This window comes from Trinickia caryophylli (assembly GCF_034424545.1).
GTDB lineage: Bacteria > Pseudomonadota > Gammaproteobacteria > Burkholderiales > Burkholderiaceae > Trinickia > Trinickia caryophylli.
In genome coordinates, this window is the sequence record NZ_CP139971.1 from 747358 (window position 1) to 773598 (window position 26241).

Below are 26241 nucleotides of genomic sequence, written 5' to 3' on the forward strand. Positions count from 1 at the left end.
CATGCGACAATCGGCGCTCCCCGAGGAGAGAATCGATGAGCACGCCCCTACAGCACGATTTCCGCAGCGATACCGTCACGCGGCCGAGCGCCGCCATGCGCCAGGCCATCGCAAACGCCGAGGTCGGTGACGACGTATTCGGCGACGATCCGACGGTGAAGCAGCTCGAAGCGCACACCGCCGAAGTGCTGGGCAAGGAAGCCGCCCTCTTCGTGCCGTCGGGCACGCAATCGAACCTGATTGCGCTGATGGCGCATTGCGAGCGCGGCGACGAATACATCGTCGGCCAGGAGGCGCACTGCTACCGCTGGGAAGCCGGCGGTGCGGCCGTGCTCGGCAGCATCCAGCCGCAGCCGGTCGAGAACGAGGCCGACGGCACGCTGCCGCTCGCGAAGATCGAAGCGGCCATCAAGCCCAACGATCCGCACTTCGCCCGCACGAAGCTGCTCGCACTCGAGAACACGATCGGCGGCAAGATCCTGCCGCCCGCTTACGTGCATGACGCGGTCGACCTCGCGCGCGGCCGCGGCCTCGCCTGCCACCTCGACGGGGCACGCCTCTTCAACGCGGCCGTCGCGCTCGAGGTGCCGGCCGCAACGCTCGCGCGGCCCTTCGATACGGTATCCGTCTGCCTGTCGAAAGGGCTCGGCGCGCCGGTGGGCTCGGTGCTCGTCGGGCCCGGCGCGCTGATCGCCAAGGGGCGGCGCCTGCGTAAGCTGCTGGGCGGCGCGATGCGTCAGGCAGGCGTGCTCGCCGCCGCGGGGCTTTATGCACTCGAACACAATATCGCGCGGCTCGCCCTCGATCATGCGAACGCCAAGACGCTCGCACGCGGCCTGGCCGCATTCCCCGGAATCTCGGTTGTCGATCCGCACACGAACATCGTCTTCGTCGAAGTCGACCCTCGATATGCCGCGGCATTTTCGGCACATCTGGCGGCTCATGGCATCGGCATCACCTCGGCGTACGGCGCAACGCGGCAGCGCTGGGCGACGCATCTCGACGTCGACGGCACGGCGGTCGAACGCGCACTCGCGGTTGCGGCCGATTTCTTCGCCCACCACGCCTGAACGAACGCACGGAGCGCGCCATGCTCGCCGACAATTTTTCGCTTCGCGCGTACCTCGCGCGCATCGGCTACGACGGCCCGCTCGATCCGACGATCGACACCGTGCGGGCGATAATGCGCCGGCAGTTGCGCAGCGTACCGTTCGAGAACCTCGACGTGCAGGCTGGCAAGGTCGTCTCGCTCGTGGCGGAGGATATCGTCGAGAAGATCGTCGAGCGTCGCCGCGGCGGCTACTGCTATGAAGTGAACGGCATCTTCGCGATGGCCCTGCAGGCGCTCGGCGTGACTTATCGTTTCGTCGCAGCCCGGCCGATGACCTATCCGCAACGGCGGCCGCGCACGCACATGGCGCTCGTGGTGACGCTCGGCGACGAACGCTGGCTCTGCGATCTCGGCTTCGGCAGCCATGGCATCCGCGCACCGATGAACTTCTCGGCACTCGACACCGGGATCGCTCAGGATACCGAACGATATTCGCTCGCGCGCATCGGCCCGGACGTCTATCTGCTGCGCACGATGATCGATGGCAATTGGGCGAATCAATACGAATTCGATCTTTCCGCGCAGGAGTGGGTCGACTTCATACCGGCCAACTACCTCAATTCGACGCATCCGGACTCGATTTTCGTCAAGAACCTGATCGTCGTGCAGCAGACCGACGCCGGGCGCAAGATTCTGTTCGCCGATACCTTCAAGGTCATCGCCCACGGCCGCACCGAGCAGCACCGGCTCAAGCCGCCCGAGCTCGGCGCATTGATCGAACGCGAATTCGGTCTGACGATGCCACGATAGGCGAAGGCTGTCACAAACCGCGCGGCTCGGCCGTCTTGGGACGTCGTCACCCCGCTTTCGATTCGCCGAGGCCCGCCATCATGAATGCCGATTCGCCCCACCCGTCGTCCACTGTCGCGTCTGCCTCCTCGTCCGATCGGACTGACCCGCTCACCGCGTTCGGTGCGGTTCGCCCGCGCCTTTTCGCCATCGCATACCGCATGCTCGGCACGCGCGCCGATGCCGACGACGTGCTCCAGGACGCCTGGCTGCGGTGGCACCAGACCGACCGCGCCGTCGTGCAATCGGCCGAGGCGTGGCTCGTGACCATCGTCACCCGCCTCGCGATCGACCGGCTGCGGGCGGCCAAGACCGAGCGCGAACATTACGTCGGCTGGTGGCTGCCCGAGCCGCTCGTCGAAGCGGACGAGCGTACGCCCGAATCAGCCGCGGAACTCGCAAGCGAGTTGTCGATCGCGTTGCTCTGGGTGCTGGAAAGGCTCGCGCCCGAAGAGCGGGCCGCTTTTCTGATGCGTCAGGCTTTCGACTGCGATTACGACGAAATAGCGACGCTGCTCGGCAAGAGCGAGGCAGCCTGCCGGCAGATGGTCCACCGCGCCACCGAGCGCGTGCGGGAGCAACGTGTGCGTTTCGACGTCTCGAAGGATGCGCACCGGCGCGTCGTCGAACGCTTCCTGAAGGCGGCGCAAAGCGGCGCCCGCAACGAAATTCAGGCGCTCTTCGCCGACGACATCGAACTCGTCAGCGACGGCGGCGGCAAGGTGCCTTCGATCGCGAAGATCCTGCACGGCGCCTATCGCATCGCCAATCTTTATTGGGCGACGTACCGGCGCCTGGGCGCACGGGCTGTCTACCGGCCTGCCCGCGTGAACGGCGAGGCAGGGCTGCTGCGATACGTCGACGGCCAGCTCGAATCCGCGCAGGCTTTCGTGACGGACGGCGAACGCATCGTCGCGATCTACAGCGTGCGCAACCCCGACAAGCTCGCGCGTATCCCGGCTCTACTCCGTTGAACCGAGCCGGCGCTGTCACAACATCGGTGGCCGCGCCGTCTTGATGGCATGGAGGCCGCATGGGGCGGCGCTCCGTTTCTACCGAAGGACCATGCCATGACACAGACCGCTCGCGTCGATTTTCCCAAACTTGCGCCGAAGGCATACCAGAACCTGCGGCAACTCTCCACGGGGCTGCGCCGGGACCTGCTGAGCCCGCGGCTCATCGAACTCGTGTTCCTGCGCGTCTCGCAGATCAACGGCTGCGCGTTCTGCATGGACATGCACTGGCGCGATTTGATGAAGCTGGAGATGGATCCGCGGCACGCAAATGCCGTGGCGGGCTGGCGCGAAGCGCCGTTTTTCGACGAGCGAGAGCGCGCGGCGCTCGAATGGGCCGAGATCGTCACCGCGATTCCGGCCAGCCACCCGGGCGACGAAGCATTCGCCCGCCTGCATGCGCGGTTCAGTGACGAGGAAATCGCCGAGCTGGCATTCGTCATTTCGACGATCAACGCATGGAACCTGATCTGCGTCAGCTTGCGCAATCCGATTCCGGCGAAAGCTTGAATCGGATTCGATCGGATTTCGACCGGGCCGAGCGCTTTCGCACCCGGCCCGGGCATGGCGCCTCGACGCTTATTCCGTTGCCGATGCGTCAGCCTGATGGTGGTGGGTCATGCCGGGATCATGCACCGCCATCGCATCGTGACCATGATCGGACAGCTGGGCGTCGAACCATTCGTGCAGGGCGGAGACAAGACGAGGATTATGCGTGCTGTAGGCAATTTCTCCGCCATTCGGCAGATCGCGATAGCGGATCTCCAGTTCGCCCGGATGAGCGGCACGCAGCGACGCAAGACCGGGCATGTCCTTGCCATGAATCCGCTCCGGGGCCCCGAAATCCCCCTCCGAGAATCGGTGAGCGATTTCGGCCAAATGTTTGCGGATCAGCGCGACCTGCTTCGGGTCGCGATGCTTGGCGACGACCTGCTGAATGCCGCCGGCCGTCGTCTTTGTAAAGACGTGGGTGGTAGCGGCAAGAGAGAACGGCATCACGTCCGTACCTCGACGCGCTACCTCCGTCTGGCGCGCCGTTGTTGCATCGGCGCCCCCGGGGGCGCCGAGCACGATCGCGGCGAACGTGGCAACCGAGGCGAAGGTTGAAAAGCGACTCATGAGCGACTCCAATCGAGCAAGCGCTCGCAGTCTAACGCCGGAGACTTTTCGGCGCCACGAGCGCAATCTTCGTAGCTGCAGGTTCTCAACGCGCCGATTCGCGCCACATCACGACGAGCGCCGTCATCAGCGACGGCCCGATGAAAAGCCCGATGAAGCCGAAGGTCTGCGCCCCGCCGAGAATGCCGAACAACACGAGCAGGAACGGCAGGCGCGCGGCACTGCCGATCAGCAGCGGTCGGACGAAATGCTCCGCGACGAACACGACGATCGAGCCCGTCGCGAGCACCGCGACGGCGCCGCCCGTGTCTCCTTGCGCAAAGAGCCATAGCCCCGCGGCGCCGAACACCACGGGCGCGCAAAACGGCACCATCGCCGCCACCGCGGTTAGCAGACCAAGCGCCGCCGCATGCGGCACGCCCGTCAGCACATAGACGATGCCGATCAGCACGCCTTCGCCGAGCCCCACGACGACGAGCCCCGTCACCGTACCGCGCACCGCGGCCGCCATGCGCACGGCCAATTGCTCGCCCGAGCTGCCGAACATGCGCCGCACGCCTTTGCGCGACTGATCGGCGAGCCGTGGCCCCGCCTTCAGGAGTACGAACAATGTCAACAGCATGAAGCCGAAGTGCAGCAGGCTGTGCAGAGCGACCAGTCCGAAGCGCCGGCTCACCTTCACGACGTTGGCGGGGCCATGCAGTTCTTCCACGGCGGGGGAGCCTCGCAGCCCATGTGCGAGATTCGTATCCCACCACTGCGCGATCTGCTCCCCGAACGGCACATGCGCCAGAAACCCCGGCACCGCGATGCCGCTCGCCTCCGCCTGCTTGATCCAGGCAATCAGGTCGTGCGCCTCGCGCACGGTCTGCGCGAATACGAACAAGATCGGCAATGCGACGAAAAGCCCGACGCCCAGCGTCAGCAAGAGCGCAATAGCGGCGGCGCCGGCCGGGCTGTGCCGCGGGCTGGCCACGCGCAGCAGCAACGGCCACAAGGCAATCGTAATCACACCGGCCCAGACGATCGGCACGAGGAAATCGCGTATGACCCAGAGGGCCAGCACGATCAACGCACTATTGAGGGCAAACCAGGCGATGCGCTGCGCCCTTTTGGCGTCGGGGACCGGCGGCGGCGAAGGAACGGGGTGACGGGTTGGCATAGGCTTGCATGAACGGCACTGGCGTGCCCTCATGGTAGCCCATCGCGCGAGGCGCACGGCCGGATTCGCGATTGACTTCGCGGGCCGCATTGCGAAGAATCGAGCGCATCGCCTCCGAGGCATTGCCACCGATCAGATTCATGCCCACTCGCCCTTCTCTCTTTTCGTCGATCTCGAGGCCGCGCTTCGCTTGCGGGATATCGTCCACCACATCGGCCGCGGTGCTGAGCACCGCCATCGCATTGACGGCATTGACGGCACTGACCGCGATGCCGACTGCCGCGCTGGCTGAAGAGGAAACGCCGGAGCACGCGAGCGGCGTACCCGCGGACGACCCTCACGCGTCGCTGTCCGCACCATCGTCGGGCGCCGCCGCCGCGCAGGGCGCATCCGCTTCCGTGGCTGTGGCTGTGCCGCCCGAAACCTCGTCCACCACCGAGCATGCCGTACGCGTGGGCGGCCGACGCATCGCGTACACGGCAACGGCGGGCACATTGCTGCTGCGCGACGGCAAAGGCAAAGCCGATGCAAGCGTGTTCTACGTCGCCTATACGGCGCACGCGAACGATCCGTCCCGCCGCCCGATCACGTTTCTGTTCAACGGCGGCCCGGGTGCGGGCAGCATCTTCCTGCTCATGGGCTCGGTAGGCCCGAAGCGCGTGAACACGTCGAGCCCCGCGCCAACACCGCCTGCCCCCTATGCGCTGCGCGACAACCCCGACAGTCTCATCGACAAGACCGACCTGGTGTTCGTGGACGCGGTGGGCACGGGTTTCTCGCGGCCGCTCGATGCGGCAGCGGCCAAGCGGTTCTATGGCGTGGACGGCGACCTCGACGCGTTCGGGCGTTTCATCGACCGCTATCTGACGGTGAATCAGCGCTGGAACTCGCCGAAGTTCCTCTTCGGCGAATCGTACGGCACCACCCGGGCGGCGATGCTGGCCTACAGCCTGGGCCAGCGTCACATCGCGATCAACGGTGTCGTGCTGCTTTCCTCGGTACTGAACGCGAACGTGCATGCCCCGGGCTACGACCTCATGGACGTGCGTTTTTTGCCCTCGTATGCCGCCGTGGCCTGGTATCACCACAAGATCCCGGACGTGCCCGCGGGCGGCCTGCCGGCACTGCTCGACGAGGCGCGCGCATTCGCGGCCGGGCCCTACGCCACGGCGCTTGCCAAGGGCGACGCGCTGCCCGACGCCGAGCGCGACGCCGTCGCGGAGCAGCTCGCGCGCTACACGGGACTCGGCAAGCGCTTCGTGATCGAGGCGCGGCTACGCATCCCGCCGTCGCTCTTCAGGAAAGAACTGCTTCGCGGCGAAACGCGCAGCGTGGGCCGCTACGATGGCCGATTCGAGGGCATCGAGGCTAACGATGCATACGACTCCCCCGACTACGATGCCTCGGAGAAATATGTGACGAGTGCATTCAACGCCGCCTTCCACGATCACCTCGCGCGCGATCTGCATTACACGGCGCAGTCGCCATACCGCATTTTCAACGATGCGGTGCTCAGCGCATGGAACTGGAAGCATCACGCATGGTGGGGCGAATCGCTCGAACTGCCTTACGCCGCTGGCGATCTGGCCGAAGCGATACGCCGCAACCCTCGCCTGCGGGTGTTCTCCGCCAATGGTTACTTCGATCTCGCCACCCCGTTCTTCTCGACGGAGTACGATCTCGCCCACATGGGCCTCGAACCGTCGCTGCGCGGGAACCTGACGATCGCCTATTATTCGAGCGGCCACATGGTTTATCTCGACAATGCGGCTTTGCACGCGCTCAAAGCCGACCTCGCGCGCTTTTACGATGCAGCAGGCGCCTCGATGAGCGAATAGCTCCGATCCCAACGCCGACGCGGCATGGCGGCGGAACCGGCACAGCCGGCATTGTCGGCGTCGCGCGGCCCCGCTTGCGTGCGCGCCCGTCCGGGTCGAGCGATCCGCACCCGGCACATGCCCCTTCTCCATGCGCACGAAAGACCGCCCGCCGAGTCGCATACGATCGCTCCCGGCAGGCCGATGCCGAAAGCACAATGACACAATAGGAAATTCGCATTCCGGCATATTTCCGCGTTCAAATATTTTCGACCTCGGACGTTTAGTAGCTATACGCGCTGTTTTTTGTCTTATACGTTGAACCCGGCCCATTACCGATACGGGCAATGTGATTGAGCGGAACGACAACAACGGCTCAAAAGACGGCAGGACGGCGCGCCGGCGTGCGCTACGGCCATTTTCCGGCTGACGCCATTCTTCCCGCATATTCATCAGGAGGTCGAATGAAGTCGAGAACGATTTTTAAGTTCAAACCCCAACCGCCGGAAAAAATCCGGAATTCATTACTGAATCGGCATAAACAGGTCATTTTTCTTTTTCCCTTGCTCGCAACGCTCGCGCCGGCCATAGCCGGCGCAACCGCGGCCGCCGCTACGAAATGGGTTGCCACGGAAACGAAAGCATTCGTTCCGCCCCCCCGCGCGCACGCGCTCGCGGCACCGCAAATGGAGGTTGCGTCGGGCGAAGTCATGCATATCGTCGTGAGCATGAAGATTCGCGATTTCGGCAAGCTGCGCGACCTTGCCAATACGGTGACGCGGCACGGCCACCCCAACTATCACCGATTCCTCACGCCCGAGACGTTTCTCGAGCGGCATGCGCCCACGCCACGGCAAATCGAGCGTGTTACGGCGTACCTGCGGCAAAACGGCTTCGTCAACATCACCGTTTCGCCGAACCGTCTGCTGGTTTCGGCCGACGGCACGGCCGGGACGGTCAAGGCAGCCTTCAATACCCCGCTCGTTCATTTCCAGAGCAACGGCCGCACCGTCTATGCAAACAGCGCGCCTGCACAGGTGCCCGAAGCACTCGGCCACTCGGTGCTGTCGGTACTCGGCTTGCAAAACGTCGCGCGCGCTCGGCCGCTCGCACGCATCGGCCCACGCACGAACGCGTCGTCCACAGCCGTCGATATCGTCATGGGCCATTACCCGCATGAATTCCCGGCGCTGTACGGCGCAAGCGGGCTTGCGACGGCTTCGCAAACCGACATCGGCATCGTCACCCTCGGCGGCACCCGGCAGGCCACCGCCGATTTGAAGGACTTCATCCAGTACAACGCGCTGCCGGACGTCGCGGTCTCGACCATACCGACCGGCACGGCAAACGGAGATTACAGCGACGACCTGGAAACGCAACTCGAATGGGACCTCGATAGCCAAAGCATCGTCGGCGCAGCCGGAGGCCGCGTCAAATCGCTGACGTTTTACGCGGCCGATCTGGCGGCCCCAGGCAATACGGGCCTCACGCAGGCGCTCAACAAGGTCGTCACCGACAACGTGGCGCAGGTCATCAACGTGTCGCTCGGTTGGTGCGAAGCAGACGCATACGCGGACGGCACGCTCGCCGCCGAGGAACAGATCTTCACGACGGCCGCGGCGCAAGGTCAGACGTTTTCGGTCGCGTCGGGCGACGAAGGCGTGTACGAATGCAGCAACCGTGGCTATCCGGCCGGCAATCGCTACTCGCTGTCGTGGCCCGCATCGTCGTCCTACGTCATTGCCGTGGGCGGCACCACGCTTCATACGCACCCCGACGGCAGCTACGCGCGCGAAACCGTCTGGAACGAAGGGCTGGACAGCGACGGCAAGCTCTGGGCATCGACCGGCGGATTCAGTGCCTTCGTGCCGGCCCCCGAATGGCAACGCGCATTGGGAGTGAGCCCCACACCCACCGGCCGCGCCGTTCCCGACATCGCTTTCGACGGCGCACAAAGCACGGGAGCGCTCATTCTCGTGGCGGGCAATTGGTTTCAGGTCGGCGGCACGAGCCTGTCCGCACCGCTTTTCGCCGGCTTCTGGGCGCGTCTGCAATCGACGCATGGGAATGCGCTGGGCCTGCCCGCACCGAGCATTTATCGTGCGGCCGCCGCCGACCCACGGCTCGTGCGCGACGTGACCGCCGGCAAGAATGGCTATGGCGGCTACGGCTACCGTGCAACCAAGGGCTGGGACTACCCGACCGGCTGGGGTAGTCTGGACATGGCCCGGCTCGCAGCCTACGCGAGCCGGGTGCCATTCGCGAGGTAACGCCCGAGTAGATAGCGATTCGTTGCATGCGCAACCGGTTCCAGGCGAGCGGTTGCGCACACACCCGCGGAATTGAGCGCATAATCTGCGTTTTAGGCTCGCCGCCGCAGCGCCGCTTGTCCATGCCGCTCGCCATCCACGCATTCATTTCGCCGCTGATCGTCGCCTGTGCGCTGTTCATGGAAAGCGCGGATGCCAACATCATCGTTACCGCCCTGCCCTCGATGGCACGCGATTTCGGCAGCGATCCAGTGGCGCTGAAAGTCGCGATCACGAGCTATGTCGTGAGCCTCGGCGTGTTCATTCCGATCTGCGGCTGGCTCGCCGACCGCTTCGGCGCCCGCACCGTCTTTCGCACGGCGATCGGCATTTTCATTGCAGGCTCGCTGCTGTGCGCCGCCTCCCGCTCGCTGCATCTATTCACGTTCGCGCGTTTCGTGCAGGGAATCGGCGGCGCCATGATGGTCCCGGTCGGGCGGATCATCATTTTCCGTTCTGTGCCGAAAAGCGAGTTCGTCCGGGCGATGAACTACCTGAGCCTGCCCGCCATGTTCGCGCCGGCGGCCGCGCCGATGCTCGGCGGCTTCATCACGACCTACCTGCACTGGCGCCTCATTTTCTTCATCAATGTGCCGATCGGCATACTCGGCGTCTATTTGACCAACCGGTACATCGCAAACACACACGAGCCGCATCCCGGCCCGCTCGACTGGACCGGCTTCGTCCTTTCCGGGCTCGGCGCCTCGCTCGTCCTACTCGGGCTCTCGCTCGTAGGTGACGACATCGTGTCCGATCGCACGGCCTACGAGATGTGCATCGGCGGCGCGTTGCTGCTCGCGCTCTATGTGCTCTACGCGCAACGGGCCGCCCGGCCCGTGCTCGATTTGCGCTTCCTGCGCATTCCCACTTTTCGCGCGAGCGTGCTCGGCGGCTCGCTCTTTCGCATAGGCCTCGGCGCCGTGCCGTTTCTGCTTCCGCTCGCGCTGCAAGAAGGCCTCGGCATGTCGGCGTTCCAGTCGGGGCTGATCACCTGCGCCTCGGCGTTCGGCAGCATGTTCATGCGCTCGCTCACGTCGTATGTGCTGCGCAAGTTCGGCTTCAGGACCGTGCTGATCTATAACGCCGTTTTCGCCGGTATCGCGATCGCCGCATACGGCACGTTCACGCCGCAAACGCCGGTTTGGCTCATCTGGGTCATCGTACTTTTCGGCGGTTTTTTTCCCGCGCTGCAATTCACGAGCCTCAATTCGATGATCTACGCCGATATCGCCGGCACCGACGTGGGCCGGGCCACAAGCCTCGGCAGCGTCGTGCAGCAGATGTCGCTCGGCCTCGGCGTAACGGTCGGCGGCATCGTGCTGCAAATCGCGCGTGCGGCGCACGGGCATCCACAGATCATGTGGTCCGACTTCTGGCCAGCGTTTCTCGTGGTGGGCATGTTCTCGCTCGGCTCGATACCGGTTACCCGGCGCCTTGGCCCGCACGCCGGCGATGAAATCGCGCGAGGCACTCGCGGCTGAGCGCTTCGGCCCGCGCATCGGATCCGACGGCCATCGCGCTTCTGCGCAAAGCGTTTCATCCACGGGCACGGGCGCATCGATGCACGACGCGCATCCGCAGTATTTCAGCCGCCGCCGCGCGCTACGGGTTTACGTTCTCTTGGCGTTCGCGCTGCAAGTTCTATTACTGAGTCACCACACGATCTTTCAGAATGCTTTCTTAATTCTGAGGAATCGCTTCATTCGCGCCGACACAACGAAGCGGAGGCTCCCGTGACTGAATCAGCGAACCAGGCGATCGAAGAACTGAAAGGGATGCTACGCGGGCAAGTACTGCAATCGGGCGATGCCGGATACGAGGCTGCGCGCCAGGTCTGGAATGCGATGATCGACCGGCATCCGGCCTTGATCGTGCGTTGTGCCGGCGTGGCCGATGTCCGGCACGCCGTGCGGTTCGCGCGAGAACATCGGCTCGTACCCGCGGTACGCGGCGGAGCCCACAATATCGCGGGCAGCGCCGTATGCGATGGCGGGCTCGTCATCGATCTTTCGCCGATGAAGTCGGTCCGCGTCGATCCGCGCGCGGCGCGCGCCTACGTGGAGCCCGGCGTGACCTTGGGCGAATTCGACCATGAGGCTCAGTCCTTCGGGTTGGCCACGCCGCTCGGCATCAACTCGACGACCGGTGTATCAGGGCTCACGCTCGGCGGCGGATTCGGATGGCTGAGCCGCAAGCATGGCATGTCGGTCGACAACCTGTTGTCAGCCGATATCGTCACGGCCGACAGCGAACTGCTTCATGTGGACGCACAAACGCACGACGATCTTTTCTGGGCCATTCGCGGCGGCGGCGGCAATTTCGGCGTCGTGACGATGTTCGAATTCGCACTGCATCGTGTCGGCCCGCAGATCTTCGGCGGGCTCGTGGTCGTGCCGATGGAGCAGGCGCGCGAGGCCTTCGCGCGGTATCGCACCGCAGCCGAGAGCATGCCCGACGAGCTTTCGGTATGGGCGGTATTCAGACTCGCCCCGCCCTTGCCGTTCCTGCCGGCGCAAGTGCACGGCAAGCCCGTGTTGATCTTCGCCGTTTGCCATGTCGGCGAACCGGAGCGCGGTGAACGCGCGGCCGAGACTGTACGCGCATTCGCCCGGCCCTATGGCGAACATCTCGGGCCGATGCCGTACGCGATGTGGCAGCGGGCATTCGATCCGCTGCTTGCGCCCGGCGCACGCAACTATTGGAAATCGCACAACTACGACGAACTGCCGGACGATCTGATCGAAACGGTGCTCGCCGCGATGGAAAAGCTGCCCTCGCCCCACTGCGAGATCTTTTTCGGGCAGGTAGGCGGCAGAACGTGCGATATCCCGATCGACGCCACGGCGTATTGCGGCCGCGACGCGAAGTACGTCATGAACGTGCACGCTCGCTGGACCGATGCGAGCGACGACGCCTCGTGCATCGAATGGGCCCGTGCGTTCTTCGCCGCTTCCGCCCCATTCGCGCTCGGCAGCGTCTACGTCAATTTCCTGACTCAGGAAGAGGGCGCGCGCATAGGCGAGGCTTATGGGCCCAACTACAGACGGCTCGCCGCGATCAAAGCCCGCTACGATCCGCACAACCTCTTTTGCCACAACCAGAACATCCAGCCGTCGGCGTGAGCATATCCGCGCCCGACGACGGCCTTCAAGTGAGGAGCGATGCCATGACCCGCAAATACATCGACTGCCGCGAGTTTCCGAGCGACATGAACTGCACCGTCGCGCTCTCGGCGGATTCCGAACAGGAACTCATCGAAGCGGCCGTACAGCACGCGGTGAGCGTTCACCAGCATGTGGATTCGCCCGAATTGCGCGCGCAACTCGCGACGCTGTTTCATGAAGGCACGCCGCCCGTGGAGGCACCGCGGCGCTCGTGAAGCGCACTGAAGAAGAAAAGCCGCCGGTCGTGCCGGCCATGCGCCGCTGTCATTGCGGGGCCTGCACGCGCGCAGGCATCGCACCTGTGCTTCGCCATGCGCATCCCCGCATGCGCCCAGCATGCATCACGCCGCTTTGCCGAGGGGCTGCGCTTGAGCTCGTACCGCATCGAGCATGATCGACGCCAACTGCTCGACGGGCGCAGCCGCCCCGTTCGCCGCATGCACGAGCATGAGCGAGACGCTTGCCAGTGCCGGCAGGCCCCAAGTCTTGGGCTCGAGCGCGTGCACGCTCGCAGGCAGCCCGTAGTGCGTACGAACCGTCACGCCAAGCCCCGCCGCAGCGGCAGCCCACAGACCTGCCAGACTCGGGCTCGTCAGCGCGATGCGCCATGCAATGCCCGCTCGATCGAGCGCCGCGGTGGCCATCGCGCAAAGCATGCAATGGCCGTCGAACACCACGAGCGGCAGCGGCTCGCCGCAATGAGGGTCCCACTGCAACGCATCGGAGCCGATCCAGCGCACGCGCGGCTGATCGACTTTCAGACACAGCCCTGACGCACGGCGCGCCTGCAGCGCCAGGCGCGTATCGTCCCAAACGAGCGCAAGGTCGAGTTCGCCCTCGTCGAGCCGCTCGAGCAGCTCGATATTGCGGGCGACGCGCGCTTCGATGCGCACCTTCGGATGCGCACGCGCGAATCGTCCCAAGACACCGGGCAACAGCGCTTCGCCGAAGTCCTCCTGCAATCCGAGCCGCACCCGGCCTTCGAGGCCCGCACCGCGCGCCGCCGATATCGCCTCGTCGTTCAACTCGACGAGGCGCCGCGCGTAACGCAGCAGCGAATCGCCCGCGTCGGTGAGCGCGAGCCCCCGCCCCGCGCGGCGAAAGATCGGCGTACCGGTTTGCTCTTCGAGCTTGCGGATCTGCGCGCTGACCGCGGAAGTCGAACGCCCCACCTTGTCGGCAGCCTTGGCGAAGCTGCCCAGGTCCATGCCCAGCACGAAGCTGCGCAACGCCGCCACGTCGAAATTGATTTGGCTCATGGCTCCGTGAACATCCTATTTTTCAGGACAGTTACCCACAAATTATTTGATTTTCCGAATGATCATAGAGTGCGAGACTGGCGACGTCAAACCTCGGGAGAACGTCAATGGATATCGAATGTCTCGTGCGCGGGGGACTGGCCGCTCAGCCGCTTGCGGCGTCGCGCCACCGCTGGAAAGTACTCGCCGTCGGCGTCATGGCCAACGCGAGCTTTTCGGCCGCCGCCGCAGGCATCCCGACAACGGCCGTGTGGATGCGCGCCGATTACCGGCTCGATAACGCCAGCCTCGGGTGGGTGCTCGGTTGCATGGGGCTGGGTCTCGCCTTATCGGAGCTGCCGTGGGGCGTAGCCACCGATCGGCTCGGCGACAGGCCTGTGCTGCTGACTGGCCTGCTCGCAACCGCGCTTGCGCTCTTTGCGATGGCGTTCGTCGTCGTGCCGACCGGTGCCTTCGTTCCGGCTGTGGCGGTACTTGCCGCTGCGATGTGCGCAGTCGGCCTGCTGGGTGGCAGCGTGAACGGATCGAGCGGGCGCGCCGTGATGAGCTGGTTCGGGCCGAGCGAGCACGGCCTTGCAATGAGTATCCGGCAAACCGCCGTGCCGCTGGGCGGTGGCCTCGGCGCGGCTTTGCTGCCATGGCTCGCATCGGCGCACGGCTTTGCCGCCGTTTTCGCCACGCTGGCCTTCATGTGCGCCGCATCTGCATGCTTCGCGTGGTACTGGCTTAAGGCGCCGCCCCTTACCGATGCCGCCTTCACGCGCGCGCACGCCGTGGCGCCCGCTTGCGGACCACTCGCCGATCTCACGATCTGGCGCGTGGCATTTGGCATCGGCTCTCTGTGCATCCCGCAATTCGCCGTCCTGACTTTTGCGTCCGTGTTCCTGCATGACTTCGGCCGTCTCGGCACCGCCGGCATCAGTGCGACGATGGCCGCGATCCAGATCGGCGCAATGGGCATGCGCGTATGGAGCGGACGGCACACGGACCGGCACGGCAATCGCCGCGCTTATCTGCGCGCGTCGACGCTCGTGGCCGCCGCATCGTTCGCGGGGCTCGCATTCGTCGTAGCGGCGGTACACCCCGCACCCACCGGCTTGCTCGTGGCGATGATCATAGCGGCCGGCATCTGCATATCGGCGTGGCACGGCGTGGCTTACGCGGAACTCGCGACGCTTGCAGGCGCGCAGCGCGCCGGAACCGCGCTGGGCATGGCCAATACCATCGTCTATGCGGGACTGTTCGTGGCGCCTTCGGCCATTCCGCCTCTGCTCGACGCTGGATCGTGGGGCACCGTATGGTTGTCCGCGGGCATCGTGGCGTTGGCCGCTCGTCCGCTCTTTCCCCGCTAGCAACACGGGCCGCATGCCCCGGCATTCCGATGCATGCGGCCCGCGCGAGGGTGTGCGTGCGTGCAAGCCGATATCGGCCCCTATCAGACCATCTCAGCCCATGTCAGCCCATTACGGCTTCCATCGATACATCAGCACCTTGGCCCGCGCGTCTTCCTCGGCGAGCAGCACATACTCGCCCGTGGGCAGCAGGGCTGCGCTGATGCCCATCTGGGTATCGATCCAGCCGCTCGTATTGCCCACGGTGGCATCGGGCGCGATCGCACCGACCTGCTGCCCCGTACGCGCATCGTAGACGTCGAGCCTGGCGGTCGGCGCCTCGCCGACGAACACGTAGTTGCCCGCCTGCGCAACGGCGACCGGAAACAGCGCCGGGCTGGACGCCGGATTGAACGGCAGCGGGACGACATACTGCAGCGCGGGCGCGCCGGAACTCCAATTGTCGTAGCGCGCGAGCACGCGGCCGACCGATTTCCAATAGCTGGAGTTGTACGGCGCCGTGCTCGTATAACCCGTGACGTACATGACGTCGTGCGCCGAATCGTAGACGATGCGCGCGATCTTCGTGAACGGCTGCGGCATCGGGTACATCTTCGACGAGCTGTAGGAGTAGATCGGATTGCCGAACGAGTCGAGGCCCTGCAACGGCATCTCGCGAATACCGCTATTGCCTGTCGCAAGCCAAACGTTCGCGGCATCGTCGACCCACCAATAGGCGTTGTAGACCGAGTTGCCCGTCGAGGAATTCGAGGTGATTTCGGCCGCCTGCACGGCACCGTCACCGCTCACGTCGCGCCACATCCACTCACCGTAGGTCGGTTGCCCCGACGGCCAGGTGCCCGGAATCGGGTTTTGCGAGATCAACCCTGAGGGAACGGCAACTTCGCCGTCCGTGCTCGAATTGAAGCGATAAATGCTGAGGTAGTGCGAGTACATGTCCTGGGTGAACATGAACCGCGCGCCGTTGATGCGGCGAACGAGCGGCTGGCCGCGCACATTGCGGGTGGTGTGCAGTGCAGGATCGTCCGGATAACGGAACCGGTTGAGCGTGAAGCCCGCATAGGTCCAGTCCTGTCCGGCCGACGCCGAGTAGTTCATCTTGAAGTGCTTCGAGCCGCTGAAGACGTCGGTCGGCGAAGCGGGATCGATGGCGGCTCCGTCGACGAACAGCAGCCCCTGCACACGCCAGTTCAGCGCCTTCGAGTACCAGTTGTAGCTCTCGATGACCGTGCCCTCGCCCGTATAGCCCGAGCCGAACGGACGCGGCCCAGCGCCGTTCTGCGCGACATAGAAGTTGCCGCTCTTGTCGAAGCCGATGCCGGTCGTGCCATTGAAGCGCCAGTTGCCGGGCACGCCCACGGTCGGCGCGAAAATGCCGTAACGCGCGCCGATACCCGTCACCGGTGTAACGGTGCCCGAGGCATCCCGGCTGTAGACGAGAATCTGCTGCGAAGGGCCGCCGTCGGCAATGAACAATTGCCCCGAGGGCGAGAGTGTGATGTCGACAGGAATCGCACCGCGCGGCAGCGAAACCGTGCCGGGCAACGCCGCGCCCTTCGCGGAGTAATGCGCGATCGTGCGGCCGGACGCCGAAGTCAGGTTCTGGATCACCCACAGCGATCCATCCGTATCGACGAGAATGCGGCCCGGCGACGGCGCGCTCCACGAACGCAGCGGCGCCATCGTGTTCGCATCGAACACCTGGATCTGGTTCGTATAGGTGTTCGCGACATAGAGTTCGGTGCTCGTGGCTGCGAGCCCCCGCACGCCGGCATCGGTGCCCGTCGGTACCACGTTCAGGGTGAGGAAGCTGTTCTTGGCCGGATTGTTCAGATTGCCGACGCCGGTCGCGAACGGCGCACCCTGCGTAATGTTCGCGATGTTGCGGCGCGTGATGCCGAACCAGACCGACCCGTTCGGCGGATACCCGCTGCCCACGAGCTTGCCGCTTTCATTGCCGATGGAAGCCGCTGCGTACAGGTAAGAACCGTTCACGGCCACCGCGTCGCCGCCCGTGTTCCCCCATCCGTGCGTCTGCCCCGCATAGGCGGTCTTGTTGCCCGCCTTATAGGCGCTGATTTCGCTGCCGCTCTCGTCCCACGGCGAATTGGTGTACACCGTGCCGTCCAGCCCGACCGCGATCGCTTCCACGTCGAGCTGCACCCATTTGCCGTCGCCGAAGCCGAACGTGTTGCCGATCCAGGTGGTCTTGTACGAGAGAGTGGTTGTTTGGGCCATCGATGCGGCAGGCACCAAGGCCGCAAGCATGAGTGCCGAGGCGCATGCCCTGCGCGCCTTTTGGACAAAAGCGTCCCCGCGCCGCGCTTTTGCGTGGCGAATATTGTCTTTCATGGTCTTCCCGCGTAACCGGCGTCCCGCGCATCCAATTGCTTAGGACTGCCAAACGTTTGCTCTTTGTCTTGACCCGTTCTCGATCGGCAACGACGAATCGAAGCCGAGCACCGGCCCGATCCATGGGCTCGAGCAACGATCGAAGTTGAGCTTGAAACCGTGAACGCGCCGGTGGAGATCACCGGAAGAGCACGCCCGTCGCGAGGATCCACTGGGCCAGTGGTGAGACGACGGTTTGGCGTATCGGATACAGCTTGGACGCGAAGCCCGGTAAAGCTTACAACCGAGAGCGGATCATCCCTTTCGGTAACAGAGAGTATTACCTGTTAGTTTGTGTAACAGAATCGGCACGGGCCGCAACGTCACGTCAGATAAGGCAACGTTCGGTAGGATTTATCTGACATAACCGATGCAATCGGTCATTGTTGCACGCATGGCGCGGCAAGGCTTGCACCCGCCGCGAACGGCGGGATGTGCTTGCGGCAGGTGCAATAGAGAGGCGTTCAGCCGAGCGGTTTCACGCCGATCAGCCAGCCGTGAAGCAGGAATGCGAAGGCGGCCCATGCGAGCAGGCCAATCACCACCGTGCGGACATCGGCGGACATGGTTCCAACGGGATAGCGGACGCCCGCGACGCGGTCACGACGCCGCCAGACCAGATAGCCGGCGGCCGCCCAGACGAGAAAAGCGCCGAACAGCACGACAGCCTGTGCGGCCCCATTCGCGAGCAGATGACCGAAAGCCCACACGGCAACGCCCGCGTACATCGGATGGCCGACCATCTGCTTGATCCGATTGCGCGGTATATACGCGGCCGCGATGAGAATGAACGCAACGAGCACCAGCAACGCCGTCAGGTGACGCACACCGGGCGGCGGCACCCAAAGCCAATGCGGGCTGTGGCGTGCGATGCCGTACCCCCAAACGATCAGCGCGAAACCGATTGCGGACGAAAGGGAGTAAATGCCTTTCCAACGCTGCTCGCCGAGGCGTGCAAACTGCGCATCGCGCCAGGGAGCGGCCACGAGCCGCACCGAATGCGTACCGAGGAATATCAGCAACCCGAGAATCATCGTCCCCACGTCGGCTCCTTTTTTTCGTTCTACCCGCCGCTCTTCAGGCAGTCGGCGGGGCATACGGTATCGTGTACGACGATTTCGGGCAAGGCTCAAGGCGCCGCAGCAATCACCTGTGCCATTGCTGCCGTGAGTCGCTTCGCGAACGGCACGTGCAAAAACTCGTTCGGCCCGTGCGCGTTCGATTTCGGGCCGAGTACGCCGCACACGACAAATTGCGACTCCGGAAATCCGGCCTGCAAAACGTTCATGAGCGGAATCGTCCCGCCCTGGCCGATGAAGGCGCACGATGCACCGAAGTGCGCCTGCGACGCATGCTCGAGCGCATCGGCAAGCCATGGCGCCAGTTCCGGCGCATTCCAGCCGTTGGCCGCGCTCGCATCGGGCTTGAACGTCACCTTGGCGTTGTACGGCGGATCGAGTTCGAGCAGCGCCTTCAACTCGCCAACGGCCGATGCCGCATCGACGAGCGGCGGCAGCCGCAGGGAGAGCTTGAACGCCGTGCGCGGCCGCAAGACGTTGCCGGCATTCGCGAGCGAAGGCAGGCCCTGTGCGCCGGTGACCGAAAGCGAGGGGCGCCATGTCGCGTTCAGCAGCGCCTCGCGCGGGTCGGCCGTGACGGGCAGCACCGGCTTGCCGTCCTGCCCGCACGCCCAGGGCGCCGGCTTCCAGACGCTTTCGCCGAGAATGCGCGCCGTCACGTCCGTCTCGCGCAGCCGTTCGGCGGGAATCGGGCAGTGGAACGCGGCAGGCAACAGGCGGCCCGAGCCGGCATCCTCCAGACGCTCGAAAAGCTGCCGCATGATGCGGAAACTCGACGGTACGATGCCGCCGTATGAGCCGGAATGCACTCCCTCGTCGAGCACTTCCACCTCGAGCGCACCGGCCACCAGCCCACGCAGCGACGTCGTGAGCCACAACTGATCGTAATTGCCGGCCCCCGAGTCGAGGCAGACGACGAGGCTCACGTTACCGAGCCTGTCACGCAGTGCGTCGACGTAAGGCAGGAGGTCGCCACTGCCCGACTCCTCGGAAGTCTCGATCAGCCCCACGCAGCGTGGCCGCTCGATTCCCTGGGCGTCGAGCGCCGCCAATGCGCACACGCTCGCGTAGACGGCATAGCCGTCGTCGGCCCCACCGCGGCCGTAAAGCTTGCCGTCCTCGTATTTCGGCTGCCAGGGGCCCAGGTCGCTACGCCAGCCCTCGAACTCCGGCTGCTTGTCGAGGTGGCCGTAAAGTACGATCGTGTCGCCGCTGCCGGCGCGCGTGGCCGGCGTTTCGAAAAAGATCACCGGTGTGCGGCCCGGCAGTTTCACGATTTCGACTTTCAGGCCTTGCACGCGCTGAGTTTCGGCCCAACGAGCCGCATCGGCCACAACGCGATCGAGATAACCATGCCGGGCCCAGTCGGCATCGAACGCAGGACTCTTGGCGGGAATGGCGATGTAGTCGGTCAGGGCCGGGACGATCTCGTCGTCCCACTTGCGCTCGACGAACGCGGCAAGCGCGTCCCGGTCCAGTTGCTGGTGCATCGCGGCAGCGTCAGTCATGTCCCAAACCCAATCGGTCAAAGCGACATGATAGTGCGGAGCCTCACCCTCTGCAGAGATGCGTCAAACGCGCGACAATCGCAACACCTGTCGACAGGAGTGCTCATGTCCGACGCCATCGTAATGGAAGTGGTCGAAGTGCTGGCCGCCCTCGCGTTTTATTTCCTGCCCGCCATCGTGGCGGATCACCGCCATCGGCACGACATGCTGACCCTCGCGCTGTTCAATGCCTGCCTCGGCTGGACGGTGTTCGGCTGGATCATCGCGCTCTACTGGGCCTGGCTGCCCAATCCGCCCGCCGATATCGCCGGAGACATCGTACGCAAGCAGCGCTTGCTCAGCATGCGGATATTCTCCGAGGGGCTTGCCGCGCGCGTCGCACGCCGCGCCGCCGGCCGGCGCGCCGAACGACCGGGTAAAGCCGGCTGAGGCAGCCGGCCTTTCCTGCCCGATTCAGGCATTCGTGCCGGTTGCACCGACGTAGCCGCGCAAACGGACGAGGCCCGGCGAGATCGATCGCGGCTCGCGCGCGAGCGCGTCTCTCAGAAACTGTTCCTGGCGCAATTCACCCTGTTCGTCGAACCATTGACACAGCAGCCAATCGCCACCGCCGTCGTTCGCGGCGCCCACAAATGTCACGGTCATGCGTGCGCCGCCGGTCTTGAGTGTAACGACGTCACCCGCACAAAATTGGTCCTGCCGATCAAAAGTGCCCGTAAGCATGTGTGCTCCGTCGAAAGCATCGAATATCGCTCATACCGGAATGTGCGCCGGCGAACGGAAACGGCTTTTATCCCCGTTGGCCCATCGAGTTAATCATCGATGGCAGGTAGAGACTAACAATAGAATTTTTATTCTACAAGCGGTTTCAGGGAAAACCACAGCCAGCGCTTGCGCATTCGGACTTATTCGACGTTAGCCCGTCTGTTCGCGCCATAATCCGCGATGCTTGATATGGAAACAGGGCCGGAGCTTAACGAAAGCGAAACAATAGCACTTTTGGGGCTCCGATCTCGACCATTTCAGATACCTGTGCAGTCGGATCATATGCAGACACGCATATTCACGCCTCGAAAACGATCCGCCATTTAAAAAGGATACGCAGATCCATTACATTTGTTTTGATCGAGATCAAATGCCCGGGGACGACGTTTTCACAGATAAACGAGCAATTCACCGTTGCAGCCGATGTAAACGTTCTCATCTGGATTACTGGCCGAATTGGCCATCCGATTCGGCCATCCGACTCGCCATTACCGCCGCGCACTTGCCTGGGTACCCCCTTTTATTCAGTCGGCTAGTCGCAATTGCGTTGCCGCCCGCTGCGACGCAACGACGATCAGCTTCATCGCCGCTCGCGTCGCGCCGACGAAAAGCTTGCGGGCCGTGCGCTCGTCGAAGACGTCGAAATCGACCTCCGTCAGCACCACGCAGGGCGCCGACTGCCCCTTGAAGCGGTAGATCGATTCGAGCAGCACATCCCCGTCCCTATATTCGGGGTTGCCGAACAGGTCGTACTTGCCCGTGAAACTCTTCACCCGGTGCGGACCCAACTGCTCGACGGACGTGAACGCCGAGGCCTCCCGCCCGCGAAAGGACAGCACGGCAATGTCCTGCTTCCGGAAGCCGAACGCCAGCGCCTGCGTGATTGCCCGCTTCGTGGCCTCGATCGCGCCACCCGGCACGGTTTCGTCATAGCTCGTGACAACCATCTGCGAACCGCCGAACGGACTTCCCGATGCAAGTCCTTGCGCATACGGTACCGCTGCACCCACCTTGTCGCGTACGTAATCGAGAATGTCACGCGGGCTTCGGTAATTGGTCGTCTCCGTCAACACGGTCCAGCCCGGCAAGGCGACGGGTTCGCGCATATAGAGATTCTGCAGCGGATCCTCGAGCCACCACCAGGCGCCGTCCGGCCGCAGGAGCCGGCCCAGCGCGTCCACCCACGGTTCTTGAAAGTCCTGACCTTCGTCGACGATGAGCACATCGAAACGCAAGTTCTCCCCGATCGGGGCACGCGCGAATTCAAGCTCGAGCTGCGCGAAAACGCCGGCCGACTGGAAATCGGGTGCCCGGCCCACGTCGCGGGCCACCCAGTCGCAGAGCTGGTGATAATTGGCCACCTTCACGCCCTCCGGCGCGACACGCGCGATGTGGTCCGCCAGCGGCCGGTTGAAGCAGACGTAAAGCGCCCGCTTGCCGGCGAATGCCGCATCCTTCATGACCTGGATGGCAAGCTGGGTCTTGCCCGAGCCAGCCGTGCCGATCACGCGCAGCCGGAACGGCTCGAACTGCAGCCGGCGCGCCCAGGTGGCCAGGCCACCCGAGAGCCGCGTCACGAGCGTACCGGCCTGCCCCACGAGCGCACTCGCATCGGGCGTGAGCGATAGCTCGTCGGCCAGGAAATGATGAATCTTGGAAGCGGACGCCAGCCGCGGCTCGTCGGGCGGCAGCGCCTCGACGATGGCCGCCACGAGCTGGTCCTTGCGCGTGGCATCGATGATCCGCTCAGGCGCGACACCGGCGATCGCCGCGTCTCTCACCACGTAGTCGGGGCAGTACAGCAACGCTTCGATGCCGTAAGTGCCCGCACCGAACGCGGCCGTGAAGCGGCGGTGCAGCGATTCGGTCGTTCGCGCAAGTCCGATCGCGACATTGCGCTCGGTCTGGAGGTACACCTTGACGAGGCCCTTCGGCGTCTCGCGCAAAAAGCCCGCTTTCTGCTCCACGAGCAGGAGCCGGCCCGCGGGACTCACCACAACGAAATCCGCTTCGCCGAATACGGAAAAACTCCCATTCAGACGGGTCCAATGCACGCCGTGATAGACGGTATAGTCTGCCGGCAACCCGGCTTCGAGCACGGCAAGCGTTTCGCGCTCGCGCTCGGCCGCGCCGGTGCGCTCGGCAGTGCCGGCGGCGGCCACGTTCTTCCAGTCGTCGGGGATGAGGCGGGCCATGGCGATCGATTCCTCGCGGTGTGTTTTCGATTCGGCGTATTGTACAAACCGCGCGCGCTCGTCACCCATTTATGGCGAGGCGCTTTGATCCATCGGAGGAAAGATCAAGATGTTGAAGATTTGGGGACGAACGAATTCGGTCAACGTGCAAAAGGTGCTCTGGTGCTGCGACGAACTGGGTCTGCCCTTCGAGCGCATCGACGCGGGGTTGCAATTCGGCCGTGTCGCGGATCCCGAGTATCTGGCGCTCAATCCGAACGGCCAGATCCCCACGCTCGTCGACGGTACCTATGTGTTGTGGGAGTCGAACTCGATTCTGCGATATCTCGCGATGCAGTACGGGGCATCGAGTACGCTCTACCCTGCGGATCCGAAAACGCGGGCCAGCATCGACCGCTGGCTCGACTGGTCGCTCTCCGTGCTGCAGCCGGCGGAGCGCCCCGTCTTCGTCAGCGTCGTGCGCACGCGTGCGGAAGAACGCGACACGGCCAAGCTCGAAATGGATCTGCAGGTGCTCGTGAAACGTTGGAAGTTGCTCGACACGCACCTGCAGGGCCGCTTCCATGTGGAAGGCGACAAATTCACGCTCGCGGACATCGTGCTCGGTGCGTTCGCAAAACGCTGGTTCGGACTCGAGGGCGTCGAACGCGCGCCGATGCCGAGCCTCGCGCGCTGGTACCAGTTGCTCTCGCAGCGCGCATCGTTCAAGAAGCACGTCGATTATCCGCTGACGTAACGGACCATCGGATCGTCGGACCATCGGGCCGTCGGGCCCGCGGCCCGAGCCACCTCGGACCAGCCAATGACGGGCGCGGTGCGGTCAGTGCGCCGCGCGCCGCTCGGCCGCGCGCTCGAGCAGCGTATCGATGAGCGATAACTGAACGGGTTTCGTCAAGTGCGAATCGAAGCCCTCTTCGAGCGAACGCGCAATATCGCTCTCCTGACCGAAGCCCGTCATTGCGGCGAAAACCGTCTGCTGCAGCGCTTGCGTTTCCTTGAGCTGGCGCAGCACCGTGAAGCCATCCGCGCCGGGCATGGCAATGTCGATGAGCGCGACGTCGATGGGGCCCGCGTCACGCGCGAACGTCAATGCCTGCGCTCCGCTGTACGCGACGAACACACGGTGCCCCTTCATTCGCAACAGCATCGCCATGCTGTCCGCCGAATCGCCGTTGTCGTCGACGATCAGAACGAGCAACCCCTGCTCGTGCCCGGTGTCGGGCTGAGAACGCAGCCTGTTTTCATCGTCGTTGGCCGCAGGCTGCGCGCCGAATAGCGGCAGGCGCACGGTGAACGTCGCCCCCCGGCCGGGCCCGCCACTCGTGGCCACAATGAAGCCGCCGTGCATTTCGACCAGCCAGCGGCATAGCGTAAGCCCAATGCCGAGCCCGCTCTCGCGGCGCTCCAGCCGGTTGTCGGCCTGCACGAAGAGATCGAAGATCGAATCGAGCGCGGCGGGTTCGATGCCGCAGCCGTCGTCAGTCACCCTGATCAACGCGAAGGAATGGCTTTCCTCGGCGATCGTCACGGAGATACGGCCGCCGTGTTCCGAAAATTTCGATGCGTTGTTGAGCAGGTTCTGCACGATCTGCACGAGCCGCGTCATGTCGCCATTGACGATCACGCCCGCGTCCGGGGCCAGCACCTCGACGTTCTGCTGACGCAGTCCGAGGTGCGGACGAATCATTTCCAGGCCTCGATCCACGATGTCGCGCAGATCGACCGGCGCGAGGCGCAACGCCACTTTGCCTGTCGTGATGCGCCCCGCGTCGAGCAGATCGTCGACAAGCCGCGTCAAATGCGAGATCTGACGGTCGATCATGTCGCGGCACTGCCGCAACGTGGGGCTCACGAGCGGCTCGAGCATCATGACGCTCAACGCATTCGTCACCGGCGCGAGCGGATTGCGCAGCTCATGAGCCAGCGTAGCGAGGAATTCGTTCATGTGGTGGCTCGCGGCCTCGAGGTCGCGCAGCCGCTTGCGCTCGGTCATGTCGCGCGTGACCTTGGCGAAACCGCAGAGGGTGCGCTCACCGGCCACCGTCGCATAGACTGCCGTGATGACGACGTTCGCCCAGAACATCGTGCCGTCCTTGCGCACGCGCCAGCCTTCGTCCTCGATTCTGCCGTCGCGCGCCGCCACGACAAGTTCCATCGCCGGCTTGCCGCCGACGATATCCTCGGGCGGATAAAAGACCGAAAAATGGCGGCCGATGATCTCGTCTGCCGAATACCCCTTGATCTTCTGCGCGCCGATGTTCCAGCTCACGATGTGGCCGCTGGTGTCGAGCATGAAGATCGCGTAGTCCTGCACAGACTCGACGAGAATCCGGAAACGCTCCTCCGGAGACGCAACCTGCCCCGACGGCTGAGGAAACGACCGAGTGTCCCAGGCGGAAGAATCCGAATGCATAAACGATCGCCATTCGTTGAAAGTGGCGACATCGATTGCCGCAACAAGCGCTTTTCCAAGCACGATGCATGCCCGCGAGGGGCCCGGTCAGGAGGTTCCGCTATGGGCAATCCGCAGGCGCTGCTGCCATGGCCGGAGCGCACGGTGGCAGCCCCCGCGCGGCGGCCCCGCTACCTTGCCTCGCTCAACCCGGAGCCGCAAGGGGGTATATGCGAAACGCAACTTTGACAGAGGAATTTGCAAAAACTACTGAATACGAGTACTACGACGATTCTCCCTTCGCGCTGCGACCATGGCGGCTCGGTGCGCTCAGCCCGGCTCGCCGGCGTCGATCGCCTCCCCTAGCAGTCCGATCAGTCTGTCCGGCGCGGCGGGCTTCGTCATGAAATGCTGAAACCCCTCGCCGATGCTGCGCAGGCGGTACGCCTCATCGGTGTGCCCGGTGATCGCAACCGCAACGGCAGGCGGCCGGTTGCGTCGGATTTCGTCTTCGCGCATGCATTGGACCAGGTAAAAGCCGTCCATTCCGGGCAAATCGATGTCGCAGACGAGCGCGTCCGGCGTCATGCCGAGGACGGCCTCTACCCCCTCTTCCGCGTCGCGTGCCACTGTGACGCACGCGCCCTCCGATTCGAGCATCGTCGCGAGGGACTCCCTCGTGAACGGATCGTCGTCGACGACCACGATCGTCATCTGCTCCAGTCTTCGAACACCGTTCATACTTATCAGCGCAGCCGTCCATGTCCTGACTGTGCGTCGGACTGCGGCACCGCGCGCGAGTTGCATTTCATCCTG

The 26241-nt window shown here is 64.4% G+C and carries 23 protein-coding genes; 12 read left to right on the top strand and 11 right to left on the bottom strand.

Annotated elements, in window-relative coordinates; all coding sequences use genetic code 11:
* Positions 1-35: 35 nt before the first annotated feature.
* The 4 genes from ltaE (at position 36) to U0034_RS22575 (ending at position 3423) form a co-directional block, all read left to right on the top strand.
* A complete protein-coding gene (ltaE, locus tag U0034_RS22560) occupies positions 36-1070 on the top strand; it encodes a low-specificity L-threonine aldolase (RefSeq protein WP_085224596.1) in 1035 nt (344 codons plus the stop codon).
* Between the two features lie 20 nt (positions 1071-1090).
* Positions 1091-1861: an arylamine N-acetyltransferase family protein gene (locus tag U0034_RS22565; protein WP_085224594.1), complete on the top strand. Its 771-nt coding sequence runs from the start codon at positions 1091-1093 to the stop codon at positions 1859-1861.
* Positions 1862-1941: 80 nt separating this feature from the next.
* Entirely contained in the window at positions 1942-2874 is a 933-nt protein-coding gene (locus tag U0034_RS22570) for an RNA polymerase sigma-70 factor (RefSeq protein ID WP_085224592.1), read from the top strand.
* Between the two features lie 96 nt (positions 2875-2970).
* Positions 2971-3423: a carboxymuconolactone decarboxylase family protein gene (locus U0034_RS22575; protein WP_085225397.1), complete on the top strand. Its 453-nt coding sequence runs from the start codon at positions 2971-2973 to the stop codon at positions 3421-3423.
* A gap of 69 nt (positions 3424-3492) precedes the next feature.
* Here the strand turns inward: U0034_RS22575 and U0034_RS22580 are convergent, their stop codons facing one another.
* The 3 genes from U0034_RS22580 to U0034_RS22590 all read right to left on the bottom strand — a co-directional run bounded on the left by U0034_RS22580 (position 3493) and on the right by U0034_RS22590 (position 5432).
* A complete protein-coding gene (locus U0034_RS22580) occupies positions 3493-4032 on the bottom strand; it encodes an aspartate carbamoyltransferase (RefSeq protein ID WP_085224590.1) in 540 nt (179 codons plus the stop codon).
* 85 nt (positions 4033-4117) lie between these two features.
* Positions 4118-5194, bottom strand: a complete 1077-nt coding sequence (locus U0034_RS22585) for an AI-2E family transporter (RefSeq protein WP_085224588.1) — start codon at positions 5192-5194, stop codon at positions 4118-4120.
* A complete protein-coding gene (locus U0034_RS22590; RefSeq protein ID WP_162800991.1) occupies positions 5109-5432 on the bottom strand; it encodes a hypothetical protein in 324 nt (107 codons plus the stop codon). Before U0034_RS22590 ends, U0034_RS22585 begins: the two co-directional genes overlap by 86 nt.
* A gap of 13 nt (positions 5433-5445) precedes the next feature.
* Here U0034_RS22590 and U0034_RS22595 point away from each other — a divergent pair, with 13 nt between their 5' ends.
* The 5 genes from U0034_RS22595 (at position 5446) to U0034_RS22615 (ending at position 12699) form a co-directional block, all read left to right on the top strand.
* On the top strand, positions 5446-7032 hold the full coding sequence (locus tag U0034_RS22595; protein ID WP_407702977.1) for a S10 family peptidase: 1587 nt from the start codon (positions 5446-5448) through the stop codon (positions 7030-7032).
* A 665-nt stretch (positions 7033-7697) separates the two neighbouring features.
* Complete coding sequence (locus tag U0034_RS22600) at positions 7698-9281, top strand: S53 family peptidase (RefSeq protein ID WP_386092418.1); 1584 nt, start codon at positions 7698-7700, stop codon at positions 9279-9281.
* Positions 9282-9403: 122 nt separating this feature from the next.
* A complete protein-coding gene (locus U0034_RS22605) occupies positions 9404-10801 on the top strand; it encodes an MFS transporter (protein ID WP_085224584.1) in 1398 nt (465 codons plus the stop codon).
* A gap of 252 nt (positions 10802-11053) precedes the next feature.
* Entirely contained in the window at positions 11054-12442 is a 1389-nt protein-coding gene (locus tag U0034_RS22610) for an FAD-binding oxidoreductase (RefSeq protein ID WP_102622877.1), read from the top strand.
* Positions 12443-12486: 44 nt separating this feature from the next.
* Positions 12487-12699: a DUF1059 domain-containing protein gene (locus tag U0034_RS22615; RefSeq protein ID WP_085225391.1), complete on the top strand. Its 213-nt coding sequence runs from the start codon at positions 12487-12489 to the stop codon at positions 12697-12699.
* Between the two features lie 126 nt (positions 12700-12825).
* Here the strand turns inward: U0034_RS22615 and U0034_RS22620 are convergent, their stop codons facing one another.
* The gene (locus U0034_RS22620; RefSeq protein ID WP_085224580.1) at positions 12826-13743 is read right to left on the bottom strand and encodes a LysR substrate-binding domain-containing protein; all 918 of its coding nucleotides are present in this window, start codon (positions 13741-13743) and stop codon (positions 12826-12828) included.
* Between the two features lie 107 nt (positions 13744-13850).
* Here U0034_RS22620 and U0034_RS22625 point away from each other — a divergent pair, with 107 nt between their 5' ends.
* Positions 13851-15095: an MFS transporter gene (locus U0034_RS22625; protein WP_085224578.1), complete on the top strand. Its 1245-nt coding sequence runs from the start codon at positions 13851-13853 to the stop codon at positions 15093-15095.
* A gap of 111 nt (positions 15096-15206) precedes the next feature.
* Here the strand turns inward: U0034_RS22625 and U0034_RS22630 are convergent, their stop codons facing one another.
* The 3 genes from U0034_RS22630 to U0034_RS22640 all read right to left on the bottom strand — a co-directional run bounded on the left by U0034_RS22630 (position 15207) and on the right by U0034_RS22640 (position 20073).
* Positions 15207-17333, bottom strand: a complete 2127-nt coding sequence (locus U0034_RS22630) for an NHL repeat-containing protein (protein WP_233211835.1) — start codon at positions 17331-17333, stop codon at positions 15207-15209.
* Between the two features lie 617 nt (positions 17334-17950).
* The gene (locus U0034_RS22635) at positions 17951-18529 is read right to left on the bottom strand and encodes an NnrU family protein (protein WP_102622892.1); all 579 of its coding nucleotides are present in this window, start codon (positions 18527-18529) and stop codon (positions 17951-17953) included.
* An 86-nt stretch (positions 18530-18615) separates the two neighbouring features.
* On the bottom strand, positions 18616-20073 hold the full coding sequence (locus tag U0034_RS22640; protein ID WP_085224571.1) for a M20/M25/M40 family metallo-hydrolase: 1458 nt from the start codon (positions 20071-20073) through the stop codon (positions 18616-18618).
* A gap of 105 nt (positions 20074-20178) precedes the next feature.
* On the opposite strand from U0034_RS22640, the gene U0034_RS22645 reads away from it, so the two are divergent.
* Positions 20179-20502, top strand: a complete 324-nt coding sequence (locus U0034_RS22645) for a superinfection immunity protein (RefSeq protein ID WP_085224569.1) — start codon at positions 20179-20181, stop codon at positions 20500-20502.
* Positions 20503-20526: 24 nt separating this feature from the next.
* On the opposite strand, the gene U0034_RS22650 is transcribed toward U0034_RS22645, so the two are convergent.
* Together U0034_RS22650 and U0034_RS22655 are read right to left on the bottom strand one after the other, a co-directional pair.
* Positions 20527-20796, bottom strand: coding sequence for a YodC family protein (locus tag U0034_RS22650; RefSeq protein ID WP_085224567.1), 270 nt, complete (start codon positions 20794-20796; stop codon positions 20527-20529).
* A 566-nt stretch (positions 20797-21362) separates the two neighbouring features.
* Positions 21363-23033, bottom strand: coding sequence for an ATP-binding domain-containing protein (locus U0034_RS22655; RefSeq protein ID WP_085225389.1), 1671 nt, complete (start codon positions 23031-23033; stop codon positions 21363-21365).
* 109 nt (positions 23034-23142) lie between these two features.
* On the opposite strand from U0034_RS22655, the gene U0034_RS22660 reads away from it, so the two are divergent.
* Positions 23143-23769 carry a glutathione S-transferase family protein gene (locus tag U0034_RS22660; protein ID WP_085224564.1) on the top strand — a complete coding sequence of 209 codons (627 nt, stop codon included), beginning with the start codon at positions 23143-23145 and terminating at the stop codon, positions 23767-23769.
* An 84-nt stretch (positions 23770-23853) separates the two neighbouring features.
* On the opposite strand, the gene U0034_RS22665 is transcribed toward U0034_RS22660, so the two are convergent.
* Together U0034_RS22665 and U0034_RS22670 are read right to left on the bottom strand one after the other, a co-directional pair.
* On the bottom strand, positions 23854-25446 hold the full coding sequence (locus U0034_RS22665) for an ATP-binding protein (protein WP_085224562.1): 1593 nt from the start codon (positions 25444-25446) through the stop codon (positions 23854-23856).
* 309 nt (positions 25447-25755) lie between these two features.
* On the bottom strand, positions 25756-26166 hold the full coding sequence (locus U0034_RS22670; protein ID WP_233211850.1) for a response regulator: 411 nt from the start codon (positions 26164-26166) through the stop codon (positions 25756-25758).
* Positions 26167-26241: the final 75 nt, after the last annotated feature.